This window comes from Ekhidna sp., from assembly GCF_965212185.1.
Taxonomy (GTDB): Bacteria; Bacteroidota; Bacteroidia; order Cytophagales; family Cyclobacteriaceae; genus Ekhidna.
Window position 1 is genome coordinate 3,816,742 of record NZ_OZ243102.1, and the last position, 23,428, is coordinate 3,840,169.

The 23,428-nt window shown below is 38.8% G+C and carries 15 protein-coding genes; 5 read left to right on the forward strand and 10 right to left on the reverse strand.

The window, feature by feature from the left end:
- Position 1: 1 nt before the first annotated feature.
- A complete protein-coding gene (locus ACOMC3_RS16715; RefSeq protein ID WP_420317027.1) occupies positions 2-724 on the reverse strand; it encodes a LytR/AlgR family response regulator transcription factor in 723 nt (240 codons plus the stop codon).
- Positions 724-3,147, reverse strand: a complete 2,424-nt coding sequence (locus tag ACOMC3_RS16720) for an ATP-binding protein (RefSeq protein WP_420317028.1) — start codon at positions 3,145-3,147, stop codon at positions 724-726. The genes ACOMC3_RS16715 and ACOMC3_RS16720 overlap by 1 nt, the downstream gene beginning before the upstream one ends.
- Before the next feature lie 374 nt (positions 3,148-3,521).
- Here ACOMC3_RS16720 and ACOMC3_RS16725 point away from each other — a divergent pair, with 374 nt between their 5' ends.
- Positions 3,522-4,289, forward strand: a complete 768-nt coding sequence (locus ACOMC3_RS16725; RefSeq protein WP_420317029.1) for a hypothetical protein — start codon at positions 3,522-3,524, stop codon at positions 4,287-4,289.
- A 165-nt stretch (positions 4,290-4,454) separates the two neighbouring features.
- Here the strand turns inward: ACOMC3_RS16725 and ACOMC3_RS16730 are convergent, their stop codons facing one another.
- The 5 genes from ACOMC3_RS16730 to ACOMC3_RS16750 all read right to left on the reverse strand — a co-directional run bounded on the left by ACOMC3_RS16730 (position 4,455) and on the right by ACOMC3_RS16750 (position 11,925).
- Positions 4,455-4,760 (reverse strand): hypothetical protein, encoded by a 306-nt coding sequence (locus tag ACOMC3_RS16730; RefSeq protein ID WP_420317030.1) that lies wholly within the window; start codon positions 4,758-4,760, stop codon positions 4,455-4,457.
- An 80-nt stretch (positions 4,761-4,840) separates the two neighbouring features.
- Positions 4,841-5,572, reverse strand: a complete 732-nt coding sequence (locus ACOMC3_RS16735; RefSeq protein WP_420317031.1) for a DUF1835 domain-containing protein — start codon at positions 5,570-5,572, stop codon at positions 4,841-4,843.
- 2 nt (positions 5,573-5,574) lie between these two features.
- Positions 5,575-6,207, reverse strand: a complete 633-nt coding sequence (locus ACOMC3_RS16740; protein WP_420317032.1) for a lipoprotein signal peptidase — start codon at positions 6,205-6,207, stop codon at positions 5,575-5,577.
- A gap of 29 nt (positions 6,208-6,236) precedes the next feature.
- On the reverse strand, positions 6,237-9,590 hold the full coding sequence (ileS, locus tag ACOMC3_RS16745) for an isoleucine--tRNA ligase (protein WP_420317033.1): 3,354 nt from the start codon (positions 9,588-9,590) through the stop codon (positions 6,237-6,239).
- Between the two features lie 19 nt (positions 9,591-9,609).
- On the reverse strand, positions 9,610-11,925 hold the full coding sequence (locus ACOMC3_RS16750) for an efflux RND transporter permease subunit (RefSeq protein WP_420317034.1): 2,316 nt from the start codon (positions 11,923-11,925) through the stop codon (positions 9,610-9,612).
- 214 nt (positions 11,926-12,139) lie between these two features.
- Here ACOMC3_RS16750 and ACOMC3_RS16755 point away from each other — a divergent pair, with 214 nt between their 5' ends.
- From ACOMC3_RS16755 to ACOMC3_RS16770, 4 genes are all read left to right on the forward strand, one after another.
- Positions 12,140-14,071 (forward strand): tetratricopeptide repeat-containing sensor histidine kinase, encoded by a 1,932-nt coding sequence (locus tag ACOMC3_RS16755; protein WP_420317035.1) that lies wholly within the window; start codon positions 12,140-12,142, stop codon positions 14,069-14,071.
- A gap of 30 nt (positions 14,072-14,101) precedes the next feature.
- Entirely contained in the window at positions 14,102-14,851 is a 750-nt protein-coding gene (locus tag ACOMC3_RS16760; protein WP_420317036.1) for a LytR/AlgR family response regulator transcription factor, read from the forward strand.
- Positions 14,852-14,996: 145 nt separating this feature from the next.
- Complete coding sequence (locus ACOMC3_RS16765; protein ID WP_420317037.1) at positions 14,997-19,181, forward strand: LamG-like jellyroll fold domain-containing protein; 4,185 nt, start codon at positions 14,997-14,999, stop codon at positions 19,179-19,181.
- Positions 19,182-19,278: 97 nt separating this feature from the next.
- Positions 19,279-19,644 carry a hypothetical protein gene (locus ACOMC3_RS16770; RefSeq protein ID WP_420317038.1) on the forward strand — a complete coding sequence of 122 codons (366 nt, stop codon included), beginning with the start codon at positions 19,279-19,281 and terminating at the stop codon, positions 19,642-19,644.
- On the opposite strand, the gene ACOMC3_RS16775 is transcribed toward ACOMC3_RS16770, so the two are convergent.
- Genes ACOMC3_RS16775 through ACOMC3_RS16785 form a run of 3 tightly spaced genes read right to left on the reverse strand, consistent with a single transcriptional unit; the run spans position 19,641 to position 23,308 of the window.
- On the reverse strand, positions 19,641-20,972 hold the full coding sequence (locus ACOMC3_RS16775) for a deoxyguanosinetriphosphate triphosphohydrolase (RefSeq protein ID WP_420317039.1): 1,332 nt from the start codon (positions 20,970-20,972) through the stop codon (positions 19,641-19,643). The genes ACOMC3_RS16770 and ACOMC3_RS16775 overlap by 4 nt on opposite strands.
- A 9-nt stretch (positions 20,973-20,981) precedes the next feature.
- Positions 20,982-21,749 carry a zinc-dependent peptidase gene (locus ACOMC3_RS16780; RefSeq protein ID WP_420317040.1) on the reverse strand — a complete coding sequence of 256 codons (768 nt, stop codon included), beginning with the start codon at positions 21,747-21,749 and terminating at the stop codon, positions 20,982-20,984.
- Positions 21,750-21,751: 2 nt separating this feature from the next.
- Entirely contained in the window at positions 21,752-23,308 is a 1,557-nt protein-coding gene (locus ACOMC3_RS16785; RefSeq protein ID WP_420317041.1) for a glycine--tRNA ligase, read from the reverse strand.
- Positions 23,309-23,428 lie beyond the last annotated feature (120 nt).

Genomic DNA, 23,428 nt, shown 5'->3' on the forward strand with positions numbered 1-23,428 from the left:
ATTATTGCAGCCATTCCAGCTTTTGAAGTAATTCTTCTTTATGGGTGCGGCTAATGGGTATTTCTGTTTCTCCAATTGAGATCATGTTATCCTGAACATTAATGCTTTTAATGGCTTTCAGGTTAACGGTGTACTTGCGATGAATTCGCATAAAATATTGTTCAGGGAGCTTCTGCTGGACATCTCCTAAGCTCATGCGGAGAACATATTTTTTACCAAAGGATGTATATACAGTACTGTATCTGTCTTCAACTTCCAGATAGATAATGTCTTCAATATCAATTTTCTCGAGATGTTGGCGATTCTTAATGAAAAGTGATTTTTCGAAAATTTTATCTTCTTGCCATTCTGATCCCTGATCCAAATTGCCGACAACCAACTCGATTGTTCGTTGTAAATTCTTCGAATCGAATGGCTTGGTTATGTAGGCATGTGGTTTGGTTTCTTTTGCCCTGTTGAAGGTAGCTTCGTCCTCAAAAGAGGTTATGAAAATTACATTGGCATTAAATGACAATGAGGCTGCCAGATCGATTCCTGACATGGATCCGTTTACTTTCACATCCATCAATATTAAATCCGGTTGCATCTCTTCGAGCTCCTTTTTTGCTGCATCACTGTTGTCAGTAATACCCATCAACTCATAGCCCAGCTCGTCAACCATCATTTCCAGTTGATTGGCATAGAGCGATTCATCTTCAACGATATATATTCCCAGTTTTGCCATTATGCTGCTTTTGGAAGGTTGAAGGCAAATGTGGAACCTTCACCAAGCGTACTTTCTACGCTGATATTGCCACGATTAAGTTCAACCAATTCCTTGCATAAAATCAATCCTAGCCCAGTTCCTTTTTCTCCTTGTGTACCATGCTTACTCTCATTCTCCAACGCGAAGATTTCAGGTAGCTGCTCTGCAGATATTCCCGTGCCGGAATCGTTGATTAAGATGCGAGCTTGATTCTCGTTTTCCTCTAGATCTACCACAACTGCTCCGCCGGACTCTGTAAATTTCAGTGCGTTGGAAATTAAATTCCTTAATATGGTGTGGACAGCTTTTTCATCCGCATAAACATAGGATTCTGATTGTATTTGGTTTTGAAGTTCGACTCCCTTCAGTTCAGCCAATGGTTTCATTAAGTCAAAAGTAATTTCCACAGCTTGTTTAATGTCCACTTTTTGAGGGTCATACGGGATCATACCATTCTGAAGAAGCGCCCAGCTTAAAAGGTTGTCAAGTAGTTCGTTCAGTTTTTTGGTGGTGTCACTGATGCTTTTTGAGACTTGTTCCAGACGATCTGTATCTCCTTTTCTCAAAAAATAATCGACCTGATCACCCACTCCCTGTAATCCAATCAATGGACTTCTTAGGTCATGAGCAATGATGCCAAAAAATTTGTCTTTTGTTTGATTTAGCTGGGTGAGTTGAAGGTTTTGCAATTGTGTTTTTGCTTTGACTTTACGTAGACTGATGTATAGGTAAAGCATAAAAAGAAGCACGACTATAAGTACCGCTCCAACAATCAAAAAGACGTTATTTCTATCTTCCAAAAGTTGAGCATTTTGTTCAGCCAGCTCCTTATCTTGTTGATAGTTGTAGATCCCCTGACGAACTTGCTCCTCTTTGAGCTTCGCTTGTGCAGTGGAAGTAAAAAGACTGTCATAAAGAGTGAAGAACTTTAAGTGGTTGTCATAAGCTTGAGAGTAGTCTCGAGAGGCTTCTCCAATTCTGCTAAGGAGCCTATAGCTATCCATTGAAAGGTCGCGATCTTTTAGTTCCTGTGCCATATTCATCGCTTGTGTGGCATATATTTTGGCCGAATCATAGTTTTTTCTGAGTAAAAAATTGTCACCAATGTCATACGTAACCCGAGCCTTAAAAAGCTGATTTGATGCTGTGCTAATAGCAAGTGCCTGTCTAAAATATGTGTTTGCTTTTTCAAGGTCCCCCTTTCTTTTTGAATACATTCCTTGCATTCTGGCATAAAGCGATTCTATTTTAGGATCTGAAATTACTTCAACCAACGGGGTAGCTGCATCCAAATAGTTTTTTGCCTTGTTGAGGTGTATAAAATCTTCTAACATTAAAAATATTCCACTGGCATGCACATAAGATGATGCTAAAAATACCGTATCGCTGGTTTCAATATAAAAGTCAATATTATCATTTGTAAGTTCTTCAGCCAGCTGATACTCGCTCATGCGAACCAACGTCGGAATCATACTTCCATTGACACGGTGGATGTCCTTCTGAAAGTTCAATTCTTCAAAGAGTATCCGTGCTTTTTGAAAGTTTGATACAGCAAGATTCAAACTACCTATTTCAGCATATAGCTTTCCAATTTGAAAGTACATCCAGGCCATCATATCCTTGTTTTGAATCTTTTCCATTAAGGCCAATCCCTCAACTTTATATTCCAATGCCTCCAATATCTTTCCTTGCATTACGTACAAATCACCCATGTAATTGAGTGTGTTTGTAATATGCATTTCAGAGGCAACATCCAATGAACTACGCCTACCAATTTTTGAATGTAGAGGAGGATTATTGTTCAATTCATTAAAGTATTCTAAAGCAATACTTAAATGCTTCATACCTTCATCGTATTTACCGATTTGGCCATAGACATGACCAATGGTTTTGTGTGTGTTCCCCTTTGTTTTTAGGGTTACTCGATCGTCTACTTCCTCCAAAGAAAGTAATATGATATCTATGGCTTTTTGAGGTTCCCCCTTTTCGAAATAATAGTTTTCAGCCAGCTGGTATCTGGCGTAAGCAAGCGCTTCACTATGATCCAAATCCTTAGCAATTTCGATCGCTTCCTCACACATCCTGATTGCTTTGTCGTCATCGCTTTCTATGATATATGCGCGAAGATTTTCCATGATCCGACCATAAGCCGCTGCTATGGGAATATTCTCCTCTCTACCGATTTCATAAATACGTTCAAGCTGTTCATCAGCTTTTTCCACGTTTCCACCAAAAAGGTAAAGTCTATATAATCCAAGGCATAAATCCAGTTCGTCCCAACCAGGTTCGGCTAACGGACGGTAGCTTTCCAGGCTATCAATTAATGGTTGCTGATTGTTCTGAGCCCCGCTGAATAATGCACAAAAACACAAGAAAAGTATGGTGAGTTTTCTAAGAGTCATTCGAAAATAATCGAATCCGAAAGATAGATTAATTCATTCACTTCATCAATATATCCATTCACAGCATCAGCGATTCCATTCGCAACAAGTTTCAATTTTACAGAAACATCTGGCGATACATTAGTAGCACCTAAGCGAATGGGGCCTTATAATCCTCTAATCATTTAGGTTAAACATTTTTCAATTGGCAGCAAGGATTCACTCTTTGCTGCTTTTTTGTTTTATACTATCGTAAAAGATGTGAGCACTAAGTTGTTCACTACACAATTTAAGCCATTCACACCCCTGTCGTATTTGTTCACATCCATTTTCAAAATGCGAATGAATAACGCTCATACATTAGCGGAAAATCAAGAAAAACTATTGCTAACATTATGAAAACACAAGTAATTAAAACGATGATGATCCTGCTGTGCTTGGGAGTATTCTCATGCACAGAGGAGTTAGTTGGTCCGGAAGGACAGCAAGGGACTCAAGGAACAGAAGGCCCTAAAGGTGACAAGGGAGATAAAGGAGACAAGGGAAATAAAGGCGACAAAGGCGATACTGGCGACAAGGGTGATACAGGTGACAAAGGCGATAAAGGTGATCCAGGAACGGGTTCAGGTTTTTTATTCGCAGATTTTCAGGATAATGTCCCAAGCTGGATTATTCAAGCTGATGATGACCATGCAAATTGGCTATGGTATGAAATGGATTTTACACCTGGAGTAAACGAGAGTAAACCCAATCTTGCTCTTGGGAGTCCGGATAGCGGTCAGCCTACGGCGTTAAATCATAACGAATACACCGAAATCTATATTGATGTAGTTAGTGAAACGGAAGTATACGTGTCTTTTGATGCAATTATTTCCAGTGAGGCTAATTACGATTGGTTAAGATGGACTCTTAATGGAGAAATTATAAATGGGATTTCGGGAGAAGGTGGTCCATTCAAATTTATGTTTGAAGTGCCAGCTGGAACCAATCAAATTGGCTTTATCTATTCTAAAGACAATATTATTTCAGGAGGAATCGATCATGGTGTTATAGATAATCTTTTGATTGATCATATATCAAGTGGCCGAATTGAGATGGTAGATCCTGAGGTCACTGAAGGAGTTGTTCTTTATACAGAAAGAGATACTGAGCAGAAAAAGTAACCCTGATTTAAAAGACAAATTGTTAGCGGTTGGTGATGCAGGCTATCAACTCCTGTGTTGCCTTCTGCTATTAATTAAAAAGCTATGAGACTGCTTATAAAAATTTTAACGATCGTTATACTGCTGGTTGCATTGGGTGCGTGATGTTATGAATAGTTGAGCCTACTATTCAAAATCATCTTCATCATCATATTTATCCTCAAATTCTTCACGCACATCATCTCGCAGATTTCCATCAGCGTCATAGTCGTCATCTTCTGCAATGAGTTCCTTGGCTTCCGCTAATGTCATTTTAACTAAGTAGTACTTATCGACTGTTTCAAAAGGAAGTCCACTTTGATATTCACCGTCTTTGTTAACAAATTTGATCAAGTGATCTTTGAAGCCCTCAGGATAAGCAAGTTTAATTTGCTCTTGTATTTCCTGATCAAGTGCTTCGAATGCTTTTAATACTCGAGGCTTACTATTCATGAGACTAAAGTAAAAATATTTAAGAAAATTAAAAGCTTCGAGACTTAAATATAGAATTTGACAAGGGTCATGCTTAAAATTTATTTCAAACGATCAAATATTGCTTTGACCTGTAAATCTCCAAAACCATAAATGGGCGCTCTCTTTGTGAACTCACGAAAGACCACTTTGAAATCTTGAGTTGCTTCCTCTTTCATAATGTCACAAATGATTTGTTCTGGTTTCCCAGGCTTTCCGGCTTGTGGTTGCCGATCAAAATGAGCTTCTATCGCATTCATAACAAATGGAAAATCAGAATGTACCTGCACCCCCAATTTTAAAAGTCTCTCTATATCATCGTTTCTGTAAGCAAACCACAGCAAAGCAAATTGATTGACATTGATTGGTGTAAGCGATTTTCTGTTCTCGAAGGCAGAAATAAGGCCCTGTTTGTCCAACCCTCCAAATCCATAGGCTAGATTAGACCCATTAGGCAAGACCAGTGAAACACTGATATTCTTTTGATAAAGTAAGCTGCACACAAACCAAAGGTTAGTCTGACAAAAAAGATCTTCTTCAAACCAGATAGATACATTTGCTCCATCTTTAATCTGAATGATTTGATTTATCTCGGGAACTGATTTCTCAAAATAATCATCAATGCCGTATGATTCAGCTATAAATTTTGCTCGCTTTTCAAAAAGAGATTCCAGATTTACCTCACTCACTGGACCATCCACCATGCATTCCCTGGCAACTACAATTTCTCCTTCAATTTGATCTTTCGGAAATTGACCTTTTAGAGAATCACCGTTTAGAATGTGGTAGTTCAAACTTATTCCTGTAGCTCCAGTTCTTTAGTGCTCATGGAAGATACTTCATCTTCCTCTTTTTTGAAATATCTTTTTTGAAAGATGATGATGAAACAGATTGCTACAAAAATTGATGCATCTGCTATGTTGAATACCGGCCAAAGCGCCATATAGTCATCGCCAAGCAGGGGAATCCAGCTAGGAAGATATCCTTCCCAAATATCTATGTAGAACATATCTATCACCTGCCCATGAAACCAAGGACTTGGGGCATCATATGGAGCGTTATCAAACCAAATTCCATAGAAAATGGAATCAATAAGATTGCCAATAGCTCCTCCAAGAATCAATGCAATGCAGATAATAAGTCCAGAATTTGCTTGTTTTTTGATCAACGAATAGAGATAATACCCTATCGCGAACATGGCTCCTATTCTAAAAACAGTTAGGATTAGCTTCCCATATTCAAAATTGAGTTTCATCCCAAAAGCCATTCCAGGATTTGTGAGGTAATGAAGTTTGAACCAGTCTCCAAAGATCATAATTTGACCTTGCGTACCCATGCTCATATTGTTATGAACAACAACCTTAACCACCTGGTCTACAATAATGACTAGGAGACTTATAAAAAAGTATTTTATTACCTGATTCTTCATTAATGTCCTTTTGTCTGCAAAATGCAGGCTTAACCTTTAACAACTTCTATTTTGACATCTATTTCTATGCCATCAATGTCAAATTTTTCTCCTCCATTTGCCCCATTCGATTCTAGAGATAACGCTTGTGTCTCTGTTTTGATGTAATCGGCAAAATCAGAAAGTGCATTACTCATCATTGCATCTGCGGTAGCGTACTTAATTGAGATCTTATCTTGAACTTCTAACCCCTTATCTTTTCTCAGGTTTTGAATTCGATTCACCATGTCTCTGCTCAGACCTTCTTTTCGAAGCTCTTCAGAAATGGTAATGTCTAGTGCTACTGTAAGTCCCCCTTCTGAGGCTACTAACCACCCCGGAATATCCTGAGAAGTAATCTCTACATCTTCTAAAGTAAGATTTATCTTTTCACCGTCAATGTCAATTTCAAAATTGCGATCACGTTCAATGGCTGCAATTTCCTCCTTACCAAAACCATTAATAGCACCGGAAATCGCTTTCATTTTTGGTCCGTATTGTTGACCTAGCTTTCTGAAATTTGGCTTAATACTCTTAACCAAAATGCCTGAAGCATCATCCACATACTCTACTTCCTTAACATTGATCTCAGTCTTGATCAGCTCTTCCACCGCTTCAATTCGCTCCTGAACTTCCGGCTTCAGAATTGGGATCAACACCTTTTGCAATGGTTGTCTTACCTTTATTTTTTCCTTCTTCCTTAAGGAATGAACCAATGAAGAAATGTTCTGAGCGTAATGCATACTATCCGTAAGCGCCTGATCAATTTTAATGTCATCAGCTTTAGCTAACATACTTAGGTGCACCGACTCAATCTCACTATTGCCTTCAGAGAGATTTCTAAAAAGCCACTCTGCATAAAAAGGAGCAATTGGGCTCATAAGCTGTGCGGTTGTCAATAGACATTCATACAGTGTCTCATAAGCAGCCTTCTTGTCACCATTCAATTCACTTCTCCAAAAGCGTTTCCTTGATAACCGAACATACCAGTTAGAAAGTTGGTCATTCACAAAATCTTGAATTGCTCTAGCAGCCTTAGTAGGTTCGTATTCTTCATAATATGAAGTAACGTCTTTGATCAAAATCTGTAATTCTGACATAATCCATCGGTCAAACCTCGGACGATCCTTTACTGGAGTAGCACTACTCTCGTCCATTTGAAACCCATCCAGATTGGCATACAGCGCAAAAAAGGAATATGTATTGGTCAGTGTGCCAAAGAACTTTCGTTGAACTTCTGCTACACCCTCTAGGTCAAACTTTAAGTTATCCCATGGGTTAGCATTGGCAATCATATACCACCTTGTAGGATCTGCTCCATATTGATCCAGTGTTTCGAATGGGTTAATGGCATTACCCAATCGCTTAGACATTTTGTTTCCATCCTTATCAAGTACTAATCCATTAGCGATCACATTTTTGTATGCCACAGAATCATTCAAGAGCACTGCAATTGCATGAAGGGTGAAAAACCATCCGCGTGTTTGATCCACACCTTCTGCTATAAAGTCAGCAGGATAGTTAGCTTTATACGTTTCCTCGTTTTCAAACGGAAAATGCCATTGAGCATAAGGCATTGCTCCGGAATCAAACCAAACATCGATAAGGTCTGATTCTCGCATCATCTTTTTGCCCGAATCACTTACTAAAATAACATCGTCAACATATGGTCTGTGCAAGTCAAAATCTTCAGGAAGATCAGCTTCCATGAAACCTGCTTCAGCTGATTTATGAACTTCTTTTTCAAGTTCTTCAATGCTGCCGATACATTTCATTTCTGTGCGATCTTCTGTCACCCAAATTGGAAGTGGTGTTCCCCAAAATCTGGATCGCGATAAGTTCCAATCCACAAGGTTCTCCAGCCAGTTTCCAAAACGGCCCGTACCTGTAGAAGCTGGTTTCCAATTGATTGTTTTATTCAAATCAACCAGTCGATCTTTAAGTGCAGTCGTTTTGATGAACCATGAATCCAATGGATAGTAAAGTACCGGTTTATCTGTTCTCCAGCAGTGTGGATAAGAGTGTTCGTATTTCTCTACTTTAAAAGCTTTGTTGTCTTCTTTAAGCTTGATAGCAATTAATACATCTGTCGGCTTGAAGTCCGGATCTTTCCTTTCCTCATCGCTGTAATACTCTTCTTTGACAAATTTTCCTGCAAAATCAGTAACCTCCTTGACAAACTTTCCTTGCTTGTCCACCAAAGGAACATCCTGATCTTTTTCATCTTTCACCATCACGGATGGCACCCCAGCTTGCTGTGTAACTCTAAAGTCATCAGCTCCAAATACAGATGCAGTATGCACTACTCCTGTTCCATCCTCTGTAGAAACAAAATCTCCTGGAATTACTCGAAAAGCTTTTTCTTCCAGCTCAGGATTCGTCACATATGGCATTAATTGTTCGTATCGAACTTCAACAATATCCGATCCTTTGAATTCCTGAACGACTTCAAAAGGGATTAATTTATCACCTGCTTTATAGTCTGCAAGCGAAATATCTTTTGCTTTTTCAGAAAAGAACTTTCCTACCAAATCTTTAGCAAGCACTACTGAAACTTCCTCATGAGAATACTGATTAAAAGTTTTCACTTTCACGTAAGTGATCTTTTCTCCTATGGCTAGTGCACAGTTTGCAGGCAGAGTCCATGGAGTGGTTGTCCATGCAAGAATTCTTACATCCTCCTCGTCCTCATCAAAAAGGAATGATGATCTCTCATCATTTTTAACTTTGAACTGTGCTACAATAGAAGTGTCTTTTACATCTCGATAGGTTCCTGGCTGATTAAGCTCATGCGAACTTAATCCGGTACCTGCAGCAGGAGAATAGGGCTGAACTGTATAGCCTTTATATAGCAGTCCTTTATCAAATAGTCGTTTCAGAAGATTCCAAACGGATTCGATGTATTCTTTTTCGAAAGTGACATATGGATTATCTAAATCAACCCAATAACCCATTTGGCGGGTAAGGTCATCCCATTCGCCTTTGAATTTCATCACGGCTTCACGGCACTTGGCATTGTACTCTTCTACCGAGATTTTCTTTCCAATATCATCTTTAGTAATGCCTAGCTGCTTTTCAACTTGAAGCTCAACGGGTAAACCATGGGTATCCCAACCGCCTTTTCTTTTTACCTGAAAGCCTTGAAGTGTTTTATATCGGCAGAAGATATCCTTGACCGTACGTGCCATCACATGATGAATACCTGGAGTCCCATTCGCAGAAGGTGGGCCCTCATAGAATGTGAAGGTCTCTTTTCCTTCGCGTGTGCTCACAGACTTCTCAAAAATCTTGTTGTCTTCCCAAAATTTCAGGATGTCTTTAGCGATTTGAGAATAACTGACTTTTTTAAATTCAGGATATTTCACGGTCCTTAACTACTTAAACTTAAACTGCTTTTTTACTACTACTTTTAGAATCTTCGTCATCATCGATTCCCTCGGCCAATTCAGGGACACTTTCAATCAACGCGTGCCTTGTTCTATCCCGCTTACCACTATCAAATTGAAGTATCAATGCTGGCAAGACAACCACATTGGTAATCATTGCAAAAAACAAGGTGATAGAGGTTAGTTTACCCAATGCGATGGTTCCCCCGAATTCAGAGAGGACGAAAATGATAAATCCAAAAAACAGGATGATCGAAGTGTAAATCATGCTTGATCCTGTTTCTCTGATACTTTTACTGATTGCTTTCGATACGTCGAATTTATTGGCAAAAAGCTCCTGACGATACTTAGCGAGGAAGTGGATAGAGTCGTCCACCGAAATTCCGAATACGATACTAAAAATTAATGCGGTACTCGGTTTCAACGGAATACCGAAGTAGCCCATAATACCAGCCGTCACCAAAAGTGGAATAATGTTAGGAATGATCGATATGATGATCATCTTAATGTTTCTAAACAACAGCCCCATGATTACGGCAATAATGAAAAATGCAATCATCATGGAGGTCAAAAGATTTTTAATAAGGAATTTATTCCCCTTGATAAACATGAGTGTGGTTCCCGTTAGATTCACATCCATTTTAGAATCCACAAAAATTGAATCAATCTTTGGGGCGATTACACCATTGACCAATGAGTCCAATCGACTAGACCCAATATCTGCAATTTTCAAAGAGACTCTTAAATACCGACTAGTAGAGTCAACAAATGATTGAGAAATATCTTCGGTTTCACCTTCACTTAGATAGCGCATGATGAATGCCATGTCCCTATTGGTAGGTAGTGAATAAAATGCCGGGCTTTGATTATAAAATGCTTGTCTTGCAGCTTTCGCAAAACTTACAACGGAAACTGGTTGTGAGATATAATCAATAGATGAAATGAAGTTTTCAAACTCATCAATCTTTCGAAGATTCTTCAGGTTTTGAACTCCTTTTTTTGCTCCGGTATCAATAATGATTTCAAGTGGCATAATACCACTGAAATTTTCTTCAAAAAAGTGGAGATCCTTTTTCAAAGGGCTATTTTCAGGAATATCATCCACCATAAATGAAACAGCCTTGATCTGGCTAAGACCATAAGCCGATATGGCAGCAACAATTATAGTGACGATAAAAATTGCAGGTCTTAATTTGTGCACAATCACATCTAACCACTTGATCACTGCGTCAAGCATTTTGAACTTAAGGTGTTTAAGATGCTTTTGAGATGGCGGCTTATAAAGTGAGAATACTCCTGGAATTAGAATGATGCTTACAACAAATGTGGCCATGATATTGATGCCAGCCACAATACCAAACTCGACAAGTACATTTATTTGTGTAGTTGCAAGTACAAAGAACCCAACTGCTGTTGTAAGATTTGTAATGAAGGTAACAACTCCAATTTTTCTTATTATCCGACTCAGTGCCTTCATCTGATCGCCATGCTCACTGAATTCATGGTGATATCGGTTTAGCATATACACACTATTCGGGATACCAATCACCACAATAATTGGGGGTATTAGCCCAGTAAGCAAAGTGATTTTATATTCTAATAATGCAAGTGTACCCAACACCCAAATAACTACTACTCCAATGATTATGAGAGGGAAAAATACCGCCTTGAAAGAGCGGAAAAACAAGAATAGAATAATGCCTGTGACTATCAATGACAGTCCGAGGAACATATTCAATTCCGCCTTTACTTTACTCGTGGTTATGGAACGTGAATACGGCAAACCAGCAAAGTGTACATCTACACCACTTGCTTCTTCAAATTTTTCTCCAGATTCAATGATGCTGTTAACCAGCTCATCACGATTTTTTGAATTAAGAACTTCTTTTTTTATAGTGATAAGAATCAGAGTTGCTCCATTATCAGAATTAATCAACTGGCCGCTGTAAAATTTCAGACTTGCAGCTCCTCGCAAAAGACTATCAAGTTCCTGCTGATTCTCAGGAACTCCATCGAAGATTGGCTTCAATTCAAAGGCTCGCTTTTGAGTGTTCTTCTCAAGCTTTTGCAGATTTGGCAATCCAAGAACATTTCGAATGCCTTCTTTTGACTCTAAATCATCTGTGAGATCAAGAAATTTTTTGAAAGTTTCCAGCTGATAAATGGAGCTGTCTTTTACTCCAATAGCCATGATATTTCCATCCTCCCCAAAGGTCTGACGGAACTGTCGAAAGTAGACCATGTCCGGATCCTTCTCGGGAACGATATTCGCCAGGTCATATGACCATTTGATGTTTTGCGACTGGTAACCCATAAACACGGTCACTAAGGCCAATAAGACCATTAATGTAACGCGAAAACGGAGGATTGTATGAGCGAGCTTAGACCACATAATAAAATAGTGCGCAAAGGTAATGAACCTACTCTTAGAGGCAAGATTTTCAGGGAGTTATCGGCGCAATAAATCTCAGGTTTGAGTTGAGATTTCGCAAATTTGGTAAATTGTTGCAATTACCCAATCAGGCCGAATGAGATTAACCTTAATAGTTACGTTTTTTACCATATTCTATTTTTCAAAATCTCAAGAACCTAATGAACTTCTTGGGAAATTAGATCTTAAGGAAACAAATGATCCCGATTCCATAAATCTGTTCTTTCAGAGAATTATCAATAATGCCGAAGGGAAATCTGATTTAACTTTAAGAGATAAGGCAATTATTAAACAAGCGGGAGTATTGTTGCTGCTAAACAAGTTTGCAGAAGCAGATAGTTTAACAAAACTCATCTCAACTCCTTTAAATATTTTGGATCAGGTAGAATTACACCGAATAAGAGGAAATATTCTAAGTGAACAAAATCAAAATGATGAATCATTAAAAGAATTCTACACAGCCCTTGATCTTGCCAAAAAGAATGATTTAGTTGAGCTAGAGCCAGAAATATATTTTGATCTTGCCGCTGTAGTAAGGAAAAATAACGACCTAGAAACGGCGGCCAAGTATTATCGCTCAGCATCAAGTCTTGCAAGCAAGTTCAACAACATAGATCTTGAAGTTCGAGCGAATATTCAACTGTGTAAGGTTTATAATGGGTGGATTGTGTTGAATCTGGACTCATCTGTTTACTACGGTGAAAAAGCAATAGCTCTTGCAGAGGAAGAAAACTACGAATACGGTTATGCTCTAGCAGTATCAGTCGCACCGGCCCCATTCATTCGGGTCGGACAAAATCAACGAGGAATTAAGTTATCAAAAGAGGGATTGGGATATGCAGAAAAATATAATTTCCCTTTGATCACCAGATATTACCTTATTGCAAATCAGGGTTTTGCCTTCAAAAACCTGAAAATGTATGATTCTGCTCTCTTTTATATGAAAGAAGCAGGTAAAATACGATCTGGTAGTCTGGATTATCCAAGGCTGAAATACCAGGTATTGAAGGCACAAGGAAAATACAAAGAGGCTCTTGAAGCCCTTGAATACTATTCACAGAAATCAGATTCAACGCAGAGAAGCAGGAATGTATCTAAGCTATCCTCTATGCAGGCAAGATATGAAGCAAACCTAAAAGAAGAAGAGCTTAAAGCCGAAAAGCAAACTACAAGCCTTCAGCAAACCAAGCTGGATCAGCAGCGCTTTTTAATTTTCGGGATGATTATTATTCTGCTTCTATTAATTCTGGCTCTTGCCCTTGTTTACCGCCAGAGAAAACTTAAAAGACAAAAAACACTCTCCGATCTTGAGCTGGCTGAAACTCAGAAACTACTTGATTTAGAGCGTCAATATAGAGCTTCAGAATTGAAAGCATTACGCTCTCAAATGAACCCACACTTTGTTTTCAATGCATTGAACTCCATTCAGGAGTATATTATGACAAATGAGCGAAAGCTTGCGGGAAAATATCTCGGGAAGTTTGCCGACTTGATGCGTATCTACCTTCAGCATAGTCAAGCAAAAGCCGTAACCATACGAGAAGAAACAGAAGCACTAAACCTTTATCTTGAACTAGAAAAATTAAGGTTTGAGGATTCGCTCACTTATTCAATCAATATTAGCGATGATGTAAATACAGAGCTACAAATTCCGTCTCTGCTCTTGCAGCCTTATGTTGAAAATGCAGTGAAGCATGGACTTCTTCATAAGGAATCCGAAAGAATTTTGACAATCAATGTAAAGTCAGATCAAGGAGATATTTTGGTTTGTGAGGTGATTGATAATGGTGTAGGTAGAAAGAAATCACAGGAGATCAATAAAATGAGAAACCCTGAACATAAATCCTTTGCCACTAAAGCAACAACAAGTCGTCTCGAGCTTTTGAATCTGGATAGGGGAAAACCGATTGAAGAAGAAGTGATGGATTTGGCTGATGAAAAAGGTAATCCGATAGGTACGAAAGTCATCATTAGAATACCTCTTTCTATGGAAGCTCATAACGCGCTTTCGGAAGTTCGAACCGATTAAATAAATGTCTGAATATATTTTTGACTTGCAATGAAAGCAGTGATCATTGATGACGAAGAAAAGGCCAAAAGACTTCTTAGAGTTTTAGTGGAAGAAAACTGCCCACAAATAAAAGAACTGAAAGAAGCCAGTAATCTTCCAGAAGGTGTACGGCTTATCAATGAATTTCAGCCTCAAATTGTTTTTTTAGACATTGAAATGCCCGGGTACTCTGGCATACAGCTATTAGATTTTTTCTCACCAAGTCAAATCAATTTTGAGATCATTTTCACGACCGCTTATAGTGAATATGCCATCAAAGCGTTTCAACTCAATGCGATTGACTACCTGTTAAAACCTCTGCGTGATGAACAAGTTGCTCAAGCTGTCGAGAAGGCTTGCGTGCACCACGGTAAATCTCAAGTAAGTGAGCGTCTGGAAGAGCTTCGAAATACCCTAAAGTCAACTAATATTAGAAAAATAGGTCTCCCGGTGGCCGATGGTGTCTTGTTTGTCAAGTTTGACGATATCGTATTGTTAAAAGCAGACAGGATGTATACAGAAGTACATTTAAAGGATAAAGACCCAATCCTCGTAAGTAAGCCCATGAAATTTTTCGAAGACATGCTCATGGATGCCAAAGAATTCTATCGACCTCATCGATCATTTATCATAAACCTCAGATTTATCAAACAGTATGTCACACAGGATGGAGGCTACATTATTATGGATAACGATGAAAATGTCAGTATCTCAAGGGACAAGAAAGATGAATTTTTTACTGTAATGCAGAATGTCTAAGTCTTATCGATGATTCGATTAGCTTAATCGATGACTGGATTTCTTACCATCATTTTCGGAAAGCCAAAGCTTCAATTCGGAAGTTGAACCTTATGAGTACTAAATGATCTATTCAATTTTGATCAAGCCTTAAAAAAAGATCAAAATGAAAAAATTACTCTTTACTATTACTATCCTATTCTCTATTCAGAGCTACTCACAATGCAGTGCAAACGCAGTAGTCGATGAAGATTTTAGCACGACAGATCCATGTTGGAATTTAGCTGGAGGAGCATACCTAAGCAGCGGTGAACTAAGAATGTGGCCATCTGGAAACTTTGAACAGGTTGCAGTCCTGCCAGCTGTAAATAATGCACAAGGTGTATTAACACTTGATGCGCGTAGATTTAATTCTTTCTTTGGAGCAGGTACAATTGATGTTGGAACAATGCCTTGTCCAACATGTTATCCGTCATTTCAGACGATCACAAGTTTTACACCTACTGCGACTACACCTACCAGCTATACATTTGATTTATCGAGCTATACCGGATCCAATCAATACATTGCATTGCGATCTCCCGGGTATAACTCCGGAGGACGGGCGAATTTTGACAATGTGTACTACAGAAGTCAGTGTGCTTCTAGTACAGGAGCAACCGCAGTAACTAAAAATATTACCGTCTTTCTTGATGACGCTGGACAAATGATAATTACTCCAGAAGATGTTGATGACGGCTCAGCTGATTCTTGTGGTGATCCTGTTACACTAAGCCTTGATGTTTCATCATTTACCTGTGATGACTTAGGAGATAATACGGTGTTGCTTACAGCAGAAGATACTGAAGGGAATACCCATTCAGCAAGCGCCACAGTGACTGTCAAGCCGACAATTTTATTTGCTGCAACCGATCTTTATCTTGATGAAACCGGCAGTGTGACAATTGCAATTGATGATATCGATAAAACAGGTTCAAGCATATGTTCGGCAATTACTTATTCACTTGATCAATCAACTTTTGATTGTACCGAGACAGGATTTCATGATGTTGGCATTACCGCAACTTATGGCTCAGGTTTAACTCATACATCTTCTATGAGTATAAATGTTTATGATAGTACAAGCCCTGCAATTAATGCCCAAAATATAGCGGTTCAACTCGATCAAACTACTGGAATTGTTGAGGTAACTCCAGCGATGATAGATAATGGCACTGTAGATAATTGCTCGTCAAGCCTGGATTTATCTTTATCTCAAACTGTTTTTAATTGTTCTGATCTGGGCGAGAATACGATAATATTTTCTGCAGAGGATGAACATGGAAATGTTTCATCGGCTGAGGTAATTATTACTGTTAATTCAATAATTGAAGATGAAACCGTGACTGCTGCGCAAACAGATTTTTGCGTAGATGGAAGCACGGGAACAACCATTTCCATTGCGTCATCCGTATCAGGAATCGATTATTATTTAAGAAATAGCGAAGATAATTCCATCGTAGATGGTCCAATAACAGGCACTGGAACTTCACTCGATTTTAGTACAGGGAATCTCTCAGAAACAACCACATTTAACGTGTACGGAGAATTGAATTCTACAGAATCTGTAGATAGTAAGGGGCTTGCTGTAGGTAGCTTTACAGGGACAAGTAGTTTTGTTGAAATTCCTAACTCTGAATCACTTCGCTTAGATGAAAACTGGACCATAGAAGCCTGGGTTAAGCCAATGGAAGGCAATCAGTTTTACAGCATTGTTGAGACCTACAATGCAAGCGGAGGATATATATTGAGGACAACTACTTCAGGTTTTTTCCAAGCTTTTGCCATGTTTAGTTCCGGCAGCTTTCACACAGTTACTTCAAGTACTCCTTTGGTAGATCAGCAATGGAATCATGTAGCAGCTTCTTTCAATGAAACCACTAATGAGCTCAAGATTTACATCAATGGTGTTTTAGATGCAACCAATGCCAATGCTACAATTGATCAACGGGGAAGCACACACACGATCAAGTTAGGAGCAAGAGGAGATGATAATCAAATCAATCAGGGAATATATCAGGATGAAGTTAGGATCTGGAACGTTGAGCGATCAGCTCAGCAAATCAATGATGCTAAAGACATTAGTTTATCTGGAAGTGAAAGTGGTCTTGTTGCGTACTTCGATTTTGATGACCTCACATTTGAAGCATCCAATATGGTGCTACCCGATCGCTCATCATACAACAATGACGGTACTTGGAAAGGAACATATAGCACCGCAAACTTAGTAGAAGGAGTGACAACAACATCTTCATCTACATGTGCTGTTCAAATGTCTGCAGAAGTAACCATAGGGGATAATACTGCTCCCACAGTTGCAGTCCAGAACATTACTGCTTCATTGGATGATTCAGGTCAAGTTACAATTGCTGCCTCTGATCTTGACAATGGATCAACGGACAATTGTACGTCTCAGAGCCTGGACTTTAGCTTAAGTAAGGATACATTTTTTTGCGACGATTTAGGTGCCAACACTGTCATGTTTAAGGTTTCAGATAGTGCCGGTAATATTGATTCTGTAGAAGTTGTGATAACGGTTGAGGATTCAATTTCACCTATAGCATTGGCTCAAGATATTAGTTTAGAACTTGATGCTTCCGGGAATGCATCCATTGCAGCATCAGATGTAGATAATAATTCCTATGATAATTGCACCGGATCACTCACATATTCTTTGAGTAAATCGAGTTTCTCATGTTCTGATATAGGTGAAAATCAAATTACGCTAACTGTAGCGGATGGATCAGGTAATGAGTCGTCTTCATCTGTTACCGTTACGGTTGTTGATGCAATTGCACCAACTATCCAGGCACTAGAGAGCTTTGATCTGGAACTTGACAATCTAGGTAATGCAATATTAGAAACTTCGGACCTTGAGAATGGATCATCAGATAATTGTACATCACCAGCAAACTTGGAATATGCTCTATCCCAAAGTACATTCAACTGTGATCATCTTGGATCCAATTCAGTGGTCATTTCAGTGGAAGATGAAAGTGGAAACACCTCTTCAAGCACTATAACAGTTAATGTGATAGATAATGTCACGCCAGTAGCAATGGCTAAGAATCTTGAAGTTCAGCTGAATGAAAACAATGAAATTGAAGTTCTTGCCTCAGAAGTGGATAATGGATCATCAGACAATTGTAGTGGTTTGGTTTTGGAAATATCCAGATCATCCGCTACTAGTCGTAAGGCTACAAATACAAGCAGCATTACATTTACTGAAAGCGATCTAGGATCAAATGAAGTCCTGCTTACGGTGACCGATAATTCCGGGAATTCAGCTAGTGCAACAGCAACTGTTACTGTTTTAGAATTTAAGCAAGCGCAAACAATAACCTTCAGCCAAATCAATTCAAAAATTTACGGAGATGTCCCATTCGAATTATCAGCTTCGTCTTCTTCAGGTTTGGCTGTAAGTTTTAATGTTGAAAGCGGCCCTGCATCATTGAATGGTTCAGAATTGACAATTGGTGGAGCTGGTATTGTCACAGTTAGCGCGAAACAGGAAGGTGATGACACATTTGCAGCCGCTGAACCAGTTCAGCAAAGTTTTGAGGTTGTAAAAGCCTCCTTGACAGTTTCTGCCGATAACCAAACCCTTACATATGGTGATGAAATACCTGAATTAACAATGAAATATGTTGGATTTGTGAATGGAGAAAATGAAACAAACTTGGAGGAGTTACCTATAGCGATGGTGGATTTTGGGTTCCAGGAAGGTCAGACAAGTTCTGGAATTTATGATATCATTATTTCAGGGGGATCGTCTAACAATTATGAATTCATTCATGAAAATGGAACATTAACCATCAACAAAGCGGATCAAGTAATTTCTTTAGAACCAATTACAGATAAAGAACCTACAGATGAACCTTTTGAAGTTGTTGCGAATGTAGATTCAGGATTACCTCTCACTTATGAAATAAGTGGTCCGGCAACTATATCAGAATTTACAGTAACATTGAGTGGCGTAGAGGGAGTAGTCACAATAATCGTATCTCAAGTAGGAGATAACAATCATAATGAGGTTTCAGCAACATTAACATTCAATGTAGCAGTTCCTCTATCTGCTGGAGATTTTGAAAACGATCTGAGGATTTATCCAAACCCAACTACACAGTACCTAACCGTTGAGTCATTATCAATTTCATCAATAAAATTCTTTTCTCTGGATGGAAAATTGAAGAAGACGATAAATGAAGTAAAAGGTAGAATCGATATTTCTGATCTTGCAGATGGAACATACTTATTAGAAGTCCTAAGTAGTAACAAACGATTTACAAAAAGAATAATAAAGGCAAACTAAGGCAGCATTAGCTTAGGCAAATGCGGGCGATCTCCAAAGGGAGGTCGCCTTTTTTGTTATTAGAATGCGTATTTTTATTAGACTAAAAATGTCAGCCATGCCCAAAATCTTAATAAAATCAGTCCAATGTACTACTCCAGATGAAATCGACAAGGACGAAATGTATCTGAAGATGAACGATCATAAAATCTGGCCTGAAGGTGAGCGATATCACCGAGTAGATACCGGCGATGTGGAAGAAGTGAATATGGTTTTAGATGTTAATGAGGGGTGGAATGAAATTGAAGTTTGGGACTATGATTTTGTCAGTCTAAATGACAAGCTGGGCGTTTTTAAGTTCAAGGTTGATGACACTCCCGGCAAATATTCAACAACTATGACATTACTTGAGAGAGACAGCACTGCTAGCTACATGCTATTTTGGGAGATATTAGATAGCGATGGAAAGTCTCTTGATGACTAAACAGGCAATCGATAACCTTTGATTGTCTTATACAATCGTACGGCATGTGAATCTGTAAGCCCACTGATGAAATCAATCACAATTTGGAGTGCATCATAAACAGAACTGACAAACTTTAATTGCACCTCGTATTCTTCCGGCAATAATCTTAAAATGGATTTATGTTTTGGAAGAGGCTGATCAAAATTCTTAGTATAAACAGCCGTGGCGAACGACTCTATCAGGTTATCAATGACTTCATATCCACCCGCTTCTTTTTCTAGTACGAGCTTGGAACGATAAATTTTTTCAATTGAAAGATCAATGATTTTCTTCATTGCTGGTGCAGATGGGATCAAGCTAGTAAGGTCATCGTCGAAAGAACCATCCAGCATGGCTTCTTCATGATTAATAAATGCTTCTGAGCATTCTTTAATTAATTGTCCGATCGCCATCGCTCGAAGTGTTCCAAGTCTTTCATGCTGTGATGGTATTTTTTGAACTTTCTCTTCTGAGTAGGAATCCCCGATTATTTCAGCCAATAACTCTTTAACAGTCTCAAATGGAACAAGGCCAAGTCTGCACCCATCTTCCAGGTCAATGATGTGGTAGCAGATATCATCTGCAGCCTCAACTAAAAAAGCAAGAGGATGTCTGCACCATTTATTCTTCCCAAGCGATATCAAGCCCATTTCATTGGCCATCTCACTAAACAATGCGGCATTGCATTGATAGTAGCCAAACTTATTCTGACTTTTTCGGCTTTTATCTTTTTCAGATGATGAGCTGAGTGGATACTTTGTGAATGCACCGAGAGTTGCAAATGTGAGCTTCAAACCACCATTTCCTTTGCCGTTTAAAATTCGTAATCCCTGAGCATTCCCTTCAAAGGTGATCAAATCTTCCCACTCTGATTCTGAGACCTTATCCTTGAAAAATAAGCCTGCTTCATTGGTTAGAAAAAATGATGAAATGCTATCCTCTCCGGAGTGACCAAAAGGAGGGTTACCCAGGTCATGAGCCAGACAAGCTGCACCCACAATTCCACCAAAATCATGTGTTGTGTATCCTTCATTTTTGATCTCAGGGTATTTTTCCAACAGATGATTACCAGCATTCTTTGCCAGTGATCTGCCAACCACTGAGACCTCCAGGCTATGAGTCAAGCGTGTATGGACAAAATCATCTTCCGGGAGTGGGAAAACCTGTGTTTTATCCTGAAGCTTGCGAAAAGGATGAGAAAAAATGATCCGATCAAAATCCTGCTCAAACCGACTTCTGGTTTGATCATGCTTGACTAAATCCGTTTCACCGGGTCGCTTATGAGAAAGAAGTTGAAGCCAGTTCATTGTGAAAAATTAGTTCTTTTCTAATAATACAGGATCTTGTCGAAGAAGGCGACACATTGTCTGGTAAGTCAGTGGATGTCTTGCTTTGAATTCTGTTGGACGTTCAAAGAAATTTTCTACTGCTACAGCAAAAAACTCTTCATTATTGGTGGCACCATACTTTCTGAAAAACTCTTCGACTCCATTTTTGATTTCTTTCATCGTATTTAGTGCTCTTGATTCCCACTCAGCTAAAACCTCATGATCTAAGAAATTATATTCCTCATTCATGATTCGGTTTTCGAGTCTCAATGCATGGGCCATTTCATGGAGACCGAGATTTCTTCCATCCGGTTTTAAGTATCCTTCCACAAAGTCCTTCCATGAAAGCACAATCGTCTTTGCTTTGGGGTTTACTTCTCCCTTGTGACGTTGCTGATTGGTACGGCTATAGAATGACTCAGGGTAAACCAATATGTAACGAAACCAGCTGAGGTTAACTCTTGGAAAACCAAACGTTAATTGAATGGCAGAAGCAGAAATTAATACCTTCATTTCCCAGGTCACATGATCCATGTTTCGGGGAATGAATTTTTTTGAGCTAATAAATAACGCCACCCTTCGTTCAAAAATCTTTTTCGATTTCGGGGGTAGTTTTTGATAGAATTCAAAGTTTGACTTTAAAAATTCTTTGTGTTTTGTGCTTAGATAAAAAGCTGGAAAAACACTACCGGTTTTCTGATAGCGATTGACAAACCGAGCGATTAATGGAATTAATAATAAAAGGAATAACTCCAACTTTAGATCTTTTTAAGTAGATGTTTTAGATCCACTTTATCATGTAGTTTTTCTATCAACTCTGCCACAGATACTCGCTCCTGACTCATCGTATCCCTTTCTCGAATTGTCACTGTATTATCTTCCAGTGTTTGATGATCTATTGTGACACAATACGGAGTACCAATGGCATCTTGTCTTCGGTATCTTCTTCCGATTGCATCTTTTGTATCATACTGAAACGAAAAATCGAACCTTACCTCATTGAGGATTTCTTCTGCCTTTTCAGGTAGTCCATCTTTATTAACTAATGGTAGAATTGCTACTTTATTAGGAGCAAGGGCTCGTGGTATTTTTAGTACTGTTCGTTCGCTTCCGTCTTCTAATTTTTCTTCCGTATATGCAGCAGACATGATCGCCAAGAACATTCTGTCAAGTCCGATGGAAGTTTCTACCACGTATGGCACGTAACTTTCATTTGTGTTTTGATCAAAGAATTGGAGTTTTTTACCAGAGTGTTCTTCGTGCGCTTTTAGATCAAAGTCAGTTCTGGAATGAATCCCCTCAAGTTCTTTGAATCCCATAGGAAAGTTAAACTCAACATCAGTAGCTGCATTGGCATAGTGTGCCAAATTGATGTGGTCATGGAATCGATAATTTTCATCACCGAGACCCAATGCTTTGTGCCAGTTTATTCGCTTTTCTTTCCAATGCTCATACCACTTCATTTCTTCACCTGGTTTTACAAAGAATTGCATCTCCATTTGCTCAAACTCACGCATTCTAAAAATAAACTGACGAGCAATGATCTCATTTCTGAATGCCTTACCAATCTGAGCTATCCCAAAAGGAGGCTTCATTCGAGCCGTTTTTTGAACATTTAGATAATTAACAAATATTCCCTGTGCAGTTTCAGGACGTAGGTAAATTTTATCTGCACCATCCGCCAATGATCCCATTTCAGTTGAGAACATTAGGTTGAATTGACGTACATCCGTCCAATTTTTAGAACCAGAAACAGGGTCAGCTATCTCTAGTTCTTCAATTAAAGCCTTTACATCTGCCAGATCACCTGATTCTAAAGCTTTCCCTAAACGCTCTTCAATCGACTGAATTTTTTCTTTATAACCAACGACCCTTGGGTTCGTAGATTCGAATTGATCTTTATCAAAAGCATCACCAAATCGCTTTGCAGCTTTGGAAACTTCTTTTGCAATCTTACCTTCAATTTTGCCTATATATTCTTCAACAAGAACATCCGCACGATATCTTTTCTTCGAATCTTTATTGTCTATTAAAGGATCATTAAAGGCATCTACATGACCTGAGGCTTTCCAGGTGGTGGGGTGCATAAAAATCGCCGCATCAATTCCGACTATGTTTTCATGCATTCTGACCATCGCCTGCCACCAATATTCCTTGATATTATTTTTCAATTCAGATCCATTTGGACCATAGTCATATGTGGCACCCAGGCCATCATAAATGTCACTCGATGGATAAATAAATCCGTACTCTTTACAATGAGAAACGATATTTTTTAATGATCCTCCGTCTGGTGTATTGCTCATAGGCCGCAAAGATATGTTTACGACCTTTCTTTTGCTTTTGTGGTCTTAGTTTTTTTGCTATTTGTCAAATTTGAACAGGAGTTCTGACTTATTTTCAATAGAGCCCCATAACTGTCAGGGTATCCCTTT

What these genes read in the sequence shown, in the direction of transcription:
- ACOMC3_RS16715 (WP_420317027.1), bottom strand. Translation starts at nt 724, where the DNA reads ATGGCAAAACTGGGAATATATATCGTTGAAGATGAATCGCTCTATGCC.
- ACOMC3_RS16720 (WP_420317028.1), bottom strand. Translation starts at nt 3,147, where the DNA reads ATGACTCTTAGAAAACTCACCATACTTTTCTTGTGTTTTTGTGCATTA.
- ACOMC3_RS16725 (WP_420317029.1), top strand. Translation starts at nt 3,522, where the DNA reads ATGAAAACACAAGTAATTAAAACGATGATGATCCTGCTGTGCTTGGGA.
- ACOMC3_RS16730 (WP_420317030.1), bottom strand. Translation starts at nt 4,760, where the DNA reads ATGAATAGTAAGCCTCGAGTATTAAAAGCATTCGAAGCACTTGATCAG.
- ACOMC3_RS16740 (WP_420317032.1), bottom strand. Translation starts at nt 6,207, where the DNA reads ATGAAGAATCAGGTAATAAAATACTTTTTTATAAGTCTCCTAGTCATT.
- ACOMC3_RS16750 (WP_420317034.1), bottom strand. Translation starts at nt 11,925, where the DNA reads ATGGGTTACCAGTCGCAAAACATCAAATGGTCATATGACCTGGCGAAT.
- ACOMC3_RS16755 (WP_420317035.1), top strand. Translation starts at nt 12,140, where the DNA reads ATGAGATTAACCTTAATAGTTACGTTTTTTACCATATTCTATTTTTCA.
- ACOMC3_RS16760 (WP_420317036.1), top strand. Translation starts at nt 14,102, where the DNA reads ATGAAAGCAGTGATCATTGATGACGAAGAAAAGGCCAAAAGACTTCTT.
- ACOMC3_RS16765 (WP_420317037.1), top strand. Translation starts at nt 14,997, where the DNA reads ATGAAAAAATTACTCTTTACTATTACTATCCTATTCTCTATTCAGAGC.
- ACOMC3_RS16770 (WP_420317038.1), top strand. Translation starts at nt 19,279, where the DNA reads ATGCCCAAAATCTTAATAAAATCAGTCCAATGTACTACTCCAGATGAA.
- ACOMC3_RS16775 (WP_420317039.1), bottom strand. Translation starts at nt 20,972, where the DNA reads ATGAACTGGCTTCAACTTCTTTCTCATAAGCGACCCGGTGAAACGGAT.